At 73.5% G+C, this 7,344-nt stretch carries 4 protein-coding genes; all 4 read right to left on the bottom strand.

Annotated elements, in window-relative coordinates; genetic code table 11:
* Nucleotides 1-11 precede the first annotated feature (11 nt).
* Nucleotides 12-518 carry a hypothetical protein gene (locus tag GXY15_14760; protein ID NLV42471.1) on the bottom strand — a complete coding sequence of 169 codons (507 nt, stop codon included), beginning with the start codon at nt 516-518 and terminating at the stop codon, nt 12-14.
* 122 nt (nt 519-640) lie between these two features.
* Nucleotides 641-2,851 (bottom strand): hypothetical protein, encoded by a 2,211-nt coding sequence (locus tag GXY15_14755; GenBank protein ID NLV42470.1) that lies wholly within the window; start codon nt 2,849-2,851, stop codon nt 641-643.
* A gap of 124 nt (nt 2,852-2,975) precedes the next feature.
* Complete coding sequence (gene thrC / locus GXY15_14750) at nt 2,976-4,226, bottom strand: threonine synthase (GenBank protein ID NLV42469.1); 1,251 nt, start codon at nt 4,224-4,226, stop codon at nt 2,976-2,978.
* Nucleotides 4,223-7,120 carry a DUF4091 domain-containing protein gene (locus GXY15_14745; protein ID NLV42468.1) on the bottom strand — a complete coding sequence of 966 codons (2,898 nt, stop codon included), beginning with the start codon at nt 7,118-7,120 and terminating at the stop codon, nt 4,223-4,225. Before GXY15_14745 ends, thrC begins: the two co-directional genes overlap by 4 nt.
* Between the last annotated feature and the right edge of the window lie 224 nt (nt 7,121-7,344).

The raw sequence follows: 7,344 nt of genomic DNA, 5'->3' as shown, positions 1-7,344 counted from the left end.
TTTCAACGGGGTCAGACGGCGGGCGGCGTCATCCCCATGGCCGCCCAGTCCTCCCGCGCGGGGCCGTAGGTGCCGGGCACGCGGAGCCCCGCCAGCCGCATCAGCGCCGTCATCTGCCCGCGGTGGTGAATCTCGTGGAGCAGCAGCACGCGGAGCGTCATTCCGCGCGGCCAGGTCTCGCCGTACAGGTTGTCGGTCACGGCAAGCGTCTCATCGGTCCACTCGGCCGCCAGCCGCTCCGCCAGCTCCGCCGCCGCGCGGCCGTAGGCCGCCGCGATGTCTGCGGCGCGGGCGGGCACCGGCGCTTCCCCGTCCACCGACGACAGGTGCAGCCCCGTCCGCGCCATCATCTCGGGAAGCGTGGTGACGACGTGCCACGCGATCCGGCCCAGGGTCCGGTCCTCCGCGCCGCCCGCGGGCTGCGCGAGCGAGGCGTCCGTGAGCGCCGCCATCACGGCGCGGGTCATGCCCGACTCGCCCTTCCAGTCTTCCAGAAATTCCGCCACGCGCGTGTAGATCATGGGACAATCCTCCATCCGCCCCGGTCCGGGGCTTTCCCCGTAGCCTATTCCCGGAAACCATCGAAATGCAACGCGGACCCGTCCCATCCGTGTTCTCCACGTGTTCCGTGGTGTCCTTCTCAGGGGCGCACCGCGAGGCAGTGGGTGTCCCGGGCCAGGGCGGCCAGCAGGGGCACCGCCGCGCCGGGGGGCGTTTCCACGCGAAGGCAGGCGTCCTCCAGAAAGGCGTGGAGCGCGGTTTCGGGGTCCGGCATCCCCGCCGGCCGCGAGCCCCCGCCCAGGGAGACGCCGGGGCTGTACTCGGGGGCCTCCATGTCCGGCCGGCGCTGTTGCAGCGCGGCCAGGGCCGCCGGATGCGCCGCCGCATCGAGGGCGGCGAAACGCTGGGAGACGTCGCCCCCGGCGCCCTCCACGAGGGACAGGCGCATGTTCCGGCGCCGGGCCTGGTCGCGGCAGGTGTGGTCCGCCCGCGCCAGAATCTCCGCGGCCCGCCGGTCGCGGTCGCCCGCGCCGCCGCCGGGCAGCAGGTCCAGGCACTCCCGCAGCCCCTCCAGGGCAATCTCGAACACCAGGTCCTCGGCGCGGAGCGGCGGCGTGCCGTCCCCGGCCAGCAGTCCCAGGGGCCCGCGCTCCCCGGCGACCAGCAGCTCCTCCACGAAGCGCCGCTTCTCCTCGTGGGCCTGGGCCGCCGCCGCGAGGGCCCGGTCCAGATGCCGGAGGAGTCCGGCCAGGCCGTCCTCCGTCACGAGCGCGGCGCGGGGCAGGTTGACGCTCACGCGCTGCGCGACGACGCGGGCGCCCTCGTCGGCGCCCCGGTCAAAGCGGACCTCCGCCATGCCGCCGGCCTCCATCAGGGCGCCCAGAGGCGCAAGCATCTCCCGGGTGGACGGCCCGTCAAAATCGCCCACGCGCAGCAGGATGCCCGCGACGGGCTCGGCGAGGGGCACGCCGGCGGCGGCCTCCGCGAGCACGGCAAAAACGGCGCAGGCGGCGCGCTGGGCCGTGAGGGTGTGCTGGTCGTAGGTCTCCCCGTCGGGATTGCCGCCGGGTCCCACGGCCTCGCGCAGGGCCGCGCCGGGGCCGGGGGTCCAGTGGGCGCACAGGCGCGCCGCGGGGCCGGCGTCCGGACGGGTGAGGGCGTGGTGCGCGAACTCATAGACGACCATCCGCGCGAACTGCTCCAGCTCCGCGTCGCTCCGCCCCGCGAGGTAGGGGGCGGCGGACAGGTTGAACCCTTCCCAGCACAGGCTTTCGGAAAAGAGGGGCTCCAGCAGGGCGTGGCGCCGCAGCCACTGCGACAGCAGCGCGTCGGGGGTCTCGGGCGGCCCCGCCAGCACCGCGCCGCGCACGCGCAGGCCGCCGCGCAGGAATGCGGACAGGTCGAGGCGGGCGGCGTGCAGCCGGTCCACCTCCTCCAGGTGGTGGAGGTGGATGTCGCCGAAGAGGTGCGCCGCCACGGTGTCCTGCGAGAAGACCTCCGTGAGCGCGTACTCGCGCTTGAGCGCCTTCGCCAGCACGCGCGCCGTGGTGTCGGGGGAGCCGCGCATGGTCTCCGGGGTCTGGCCGCGGAGCATCCGGGCCGTGTCGTAGAGGGGCACGCCCAGCCGCTGCTGGCGCTCGCGCGCCTCGCCCAGGCCCTGCTCCACGAGAGCGGCACCCGCCAGTTCGCGCAGAAGCGAGGTCGTGGGCGCGGTGATGCCCGCGCGGGCGATGTGGCCCTCCACCGCCGCCGCCACCAGGTCCGCGGCGGCCCGGTCGAGCCCCGTCTCGCGCACCAGCGCGTCGGCGATGCGGCCGCGGTCCCAGGGGCGCACGCGCCCCTGGCTGTCGCGCACGCGGACCGCCGCCCAGTCGAAGCCCCCCGGGGCCTCCGGCGAGCGGGCCTCGCGGATTTCGCGCAGCACGGCGCGCAGGTCCCCCTCGCGCAGGCGGCGCATCCGCGCGCGGCGCTCGCGGTCCCGCGTGAAGACCAGCGCCTCCGTCACATGGCCCATGTGGATCAGCACCCGCTCCGCCGCGTCGTCCACCTGCTCCACCGTCGCCGATCCGCCCGCGAGGGTTTTCTGCAGGAAAAGGGACACCGCGTTCGCCAGCCCCTCCGCCGTGGGCCGGTCAATCGTGCCGCCCGCGCCGCCGCACCGCACCAGCGCCGCCGCCACCCGGGCACGGTCAAAAGGTTCCACCGTGCCGTCCGCCTTCACCACCGTGCAGAGCGGCTTCGGCGGCTCCCCCTCGGCGAAGGGCAGCGAGAGCTGCCGGTCGCACATCCCCTCCTCCCCGAAGAGGCTGTCTTCGGGGCGGGGATCCTCCTCGTGTGGGCGGTCGGTCATGGGCGTCCTGTCCGGGGGTGTCTGCGCCGTCTCGTGGCGGCCGACCAGTGTAGCCAAGCCCCGGCCGCCGGAGCAAGCGCAACGCGTCCGCGCCCGGACCGGCGGGGATTGCGGGGCGGAGGGGTCAGGCCTGATCCCCAAGCGCCGCTTGGACGGCCTCCAGGGTGGCTTTCACCGGCACGGGGCCGGACGTCCTGCCCTGGAAGAAGGCGAGGTCTTTGAGGCCGTTGCCCGTGACGAGGCAGCAGACACGGGTGTCAGGGCCCGCGCCGGGGAGTTTCTTCAGGGCGGCCACGGCCACGGCGGCGGTGGGCTCGCAGAGGATGCCCTCGTCGCGCGCGAGGGCGAGGGCGGCCGTCTTAATCTCCTCCTCCTCCACGGTGACGGCCGCGCCGTCCGTCGTGCGCAGCGCCGGGAGCACGGCGTGCCCGTCGAAGAGGATGTCATCGGCAATGCCGCCCGCCATCGTCTTCGGATCGGGCCAGGGATGGCGCAGCGACTCCTGAAAGGAGAAGCCCCCGTCCAGGGCCTGCTTCAGGGGGGCGCACCCGGCGGCCTGCACCCCCGCCATCCGGGGGATGCGGTCCACGAGGCCAAGACGCTGCAGGTCGCGGAAACCGCGCCACACCCCGCCCAGCAGGCCGCCGCCGCCGACGGGCGCGACCACCCACTCAGGCAGGTCGCCGCCGTACTGGCGGAACAGCTCGTAGGCGACGGTTTTCGCGCCCTCCACGTTCCACGGTTCGTACATGCCCGCCGTGGACAGGTGGGCCCATCCCCAGGCGGCGCAGGCGTCGAGGCACAGCCGAAACGCCTCGCTGGGCGCGGGCGTGTCCACGCGCAGCACGCGGGCGCCGTGGGCGCAGGCCTGGGCGATCTTGCCCGCGCCGGCCTGGCCGTGCATGAACAGGACGGCGCGGATGCCCGCGCGGGCGGCGTAGGCCGCCGCGGCCACGCCCACATTGCCCGAGGACACGACGGCCACGGTGTCGCAGCCGCGTTCGAGGGCGCAGGTGATGCCGACGGACACCTGCCGGTCCTTGAAGGAGCCCGTGGGGTTGAGGGTCTCGTTCTTGAGGTGCAGCTCGCCGAGCCCGCAGTCCCGCGCGAGACGGCGCGCGGGCACCAGCGGGGTCGCCCCCTCGCCGAGGGTGACCGCGCGGAAGGGGTTGCGCACGGGCAGCAGGGGCGCGTAGTGCCAGAGGCTCTCGGGCCGGTCGTGAAAGAGCGCGGCGGGCACCCCGGCCGTCGCCCGCAGACTGCGCGGGTCGCCGCAGCGCGGACAATGAAAGTCCTCCGTGAGCGGTCCGGTGGACGCGCAGGCGAAACATTCCCACTCAAAACCTGGAAGGGGGGGCGCGGGCGTCGGGTTCATGGCTTCGCTCCAAAGTTCCTGGTGGGGCCGGGGGCGGGCGCGGGCAGGGGTGCGGGCGATCCCGGAAGGCCCGGCGCAACGCCGGGCGCGGGAGGCGCGGGTTTCAGCGCGGGGGACGCGGGTTTCGGCGCGGGGGGCGCGGGCGGGGCCATCGGTGCCTTTGCGGCGGGCGCAGCCTTGAGCGCGCGCCCCATCTCGACAATCGTCTCGCCGATCTCGCCGCGCTTTTTCAGAAGCTCGGCGGTGTCGCGGGCAAAGGTGACCAGCGAGGGCAGCAGCGCCGACAGGTCGCCCGCCGCCTTAACCCGCGCCGTCAGGGCCTCGGGCGCGGCCCGCCCGGCCAGGGCGGCGCGCCGCTCCGTGAAGAGCGCCAGATAGTCGTAGTCCTCGATGCCGTCGCGCACGGTCTCCCAGCGGACCGAGTTCACCGGGCCGTCCTTCCCCGGATAGACCAGGCAGCCGTCGCCGTTCACGGGCGTCGTGTCGAGCGGGTCGGTGAAGGGGTCCTGCCCCTCCGGGGCGTAGTTGACACACCAGTACTGCACGCCGCGCATGCCCAGCGCCCACGTCTGCCAGAAGAGGATGCGGTGCTCCACCGCCGTGAAGTCGAGGAAAAGGTTGCCGTAGGGCCGGGGGGGCTGGTGGCTGAAGTACCACCACACCTCGCGGCCGCCGCTGATGCGCTTGAGCAGCTCGATGCCCGCGGGCGTGTCCATCACCTGCGCGTGGACGCACCACAGGCCCACGTCGTCCGGGAGGAAGGGCCGCAGGCCGAGGGTGCCCACGGCGGCCGGCACCGACGGCGCGCCCGCCCGCCATTTCGCGAGGCTCTCCATGAGCCGGGGCCACGCGGGCTCGGCGGGCTCGTGGCTGAGGGGGACAAAGACCCGCCCCTCCAGCTTCTCGCGCTTGACGAAGGCCTCCAGCGCGGCGAGCTTCTCCGGCGCGTCCAAAAGGGCGGGCGGCGCGGCGAGGGTGGTGGCCCCGCCCGCCAGCGCGGCGCGCAGGTCGGGCAGGTGCTTCTGGAGGGTCGCCGCGTAGTCTCCAGGGCCGGGGGCAGGCAGGGCCGCCGCCTCGCGCAGGGTGACCCGGTGCTCCAGTGCGTTCTTCATGTAGGCGGCCAGCAGGGCGTCCGGGTTGCCGGATCCGCCGCGCGCCTTGGCGCCCGCCACCGCTGTCTCCTCCCAGTAGCCGAAGTCGGTCTTGAGCCCCGGCGTGGCGGGCAGGTCGAAATCGAGCACGCGGGCCTCGATGGTGAACTCCCGCTGCGGGCCGTCCACCGTGGCCAGGCGCAGGGGGCCGCGGTAGACCCCGGCGGGCAGGCCGGGCCGGGCGAAAATGGTCACCCACACGGCGGAGGTCGTGCCCCTGTCGGCGACGAAGGGCTTGTGCGGCGTGAGGGGGTCGGGCCAGCTTCCCGTGGGCCCCTCGAAGTGCGAGGGGATGCGGACGGGCACCCAGCCGACGTCCGCCACCGTGATGTCCGCGGCGGGGATGCGGGCGTCGCCCGTCTCCGAGACGAGGTCACCCGGCGTGAACGACACGCCCAGCAGCGGGGCCGTCTCCGGGCGCATGCACACCTGGAAGGCCTCGCGCTCGCCGCGCGCCAGACTCACGCGCGCCACGGGCGACGGCGCGCCCTTCGCCTTCACCCGGTCCTCGCGGAAGACCTTCTCCAGCGCGGACTCGACCCACAGCAGGGGCTCCCCCGCGAAGGCGGGCGCGCGCTCCAGGGTGCGGGCACCCCGGTCCAGCGCGTGGGGCGCGTCGGTCCACGGTTCCATGCGGCGCGGTTTGGGGGCGCCGACAGCGAAGCGCGTGTCTATGCCGCCGTGGGGTGAGCCGGTCTCCACGCCCAGGGGCAGCGTGAGCCCGCCCTGCTTCAACTGCGCCATGAAATCGTAGTGCCCGTCGGCGGGGGCCTCCCACGCGTAGGTGCAGCGGATGACCTTGCCCGGCTCCGTGTCGAACTGCTTGCCCTGGAGCTTCCAGACCCGGCCGTTTTCGGCGACCACGCTGGCGTCTATGCGCACGCCCGTCATGGGTTTCACCGTGGCGATGTACGCCAGCAGCGCGCCCGGGGTGTATTCCAGCTGCACCGCCAGTTCGTCCGTGGCGAAGTCCACGCGGCGGAGACCGCGCGTCACGCCGAGGCGGTAGACCGTCTTCCACGACGCGCCCGGCTTCAGCAGCACCGGCACAAAGGCCGCCTGCACCCCGCGCCCCACGCTCGACTCGCCCCAGAGCGTCAGATACGAGTGGATTTGGTCGGAGTTGAAGACCCAGTAGAGGCTCTCCTGCGCGGCGGGGGCCGTCACGGCCAGCCAGTTGCGCGAGGCCACATGCCACGCCGTGCGCGTGGCCCGGACCACGCCCGCGTCCGACGGCAGGTCCAGCCGGTCGTCCGCGCTGATGCCGCCGCCCGGCAGCACGTCGTTCCCGATCCAGGGGGCCACCCACTGGGACTCCGTCCCCCTGTTCTCCACGGTCCAGGTCACGCGCAGGGCCGCCTCGTCCGGCAGCGGCTCCATCAGGCGGGTCACATGCAGCCCGTCAATGTTCGGGCCCTGGCAGTCATAGCTGAACCGCAGCACGGGCCGCTCCCCGAACTCCTCCAGCGCCTCCAGCGTCTCATTCAGGCGGCGGTTGGGAACATAGGGGCTGGCCACGCCGAAGCCCTCCAGCAGGATGCCCGCGGGGCCCACAAGGTTCTGCGCCCCCGTCAGCAGCCGCATTTGGTGGATGACCCCGCCGTCCCCGGGGGCCATGAGCAGCTGCATGTACCTGCCCGAGATGTCCGCCTCCTGGTCAATCACCGCCGCGTGGGCGGCGGCGGCCAGCAGGACGCATGCGGCCGCCACAAACGGCGGGCGCGGAAATCGGAAACGGCGCATGGGGGAAACTCCCTAATGATGACGGTGATGTGCACCATAGTAGCCAATGGGACGGGTCCGTGTCACCCGCGACGCCGGGAGCGGGCGAGAAACTGGACGTTATGGACAGAATGGACAAGATGGACGGCATGGGCAAGAAGCCCCGGGGCCCTTCCTTCACCCCGGTCCATCTCGTCCATTTCGTCCATTTCGTCCATACCGTCCATACCGTCCATGGGGCCCAT

This window comes from Candidatus Hydrogenedentota bacterium (assembly GCA_012730045.1).
In the GTDB taxonomy this organism is placed as follows: domain Bacteria; phylum Hydrogenedentota; class Hydrogenedentia; order Hydrogenedentales; family CAITNO01; genus JAAYBR01.
Note: the sequence above shows the minus strand (reverse complement) of the source record. Positions and strands in the feature narration are given on the sequence as shown.

Bases quoted from the DNA above. Each gene is read 5' to 3' on its own strand.
- GXY15_14755 (NLV42470.1), bottom strand. From the start codon at position 2,851: ATGACCGACCGCCCACACGAGGAGGATCCCCGCCCCGAAGACAGCCTC.
- thrC (NLV42469.1), bottom strand. From the start codon at position 4,226: ATGAACCCGACGCCCGCGCCCCCCCTTCCAGGTTTTGAGTGGGAATGT.
- GXY15_14745 (NLV42468.1), bottom strand. From the start codon at position 7,120: ATGCGCCGTTTCCGATTTCCGCGCCCGCCGTTTGTGGCGGCCGCATGC.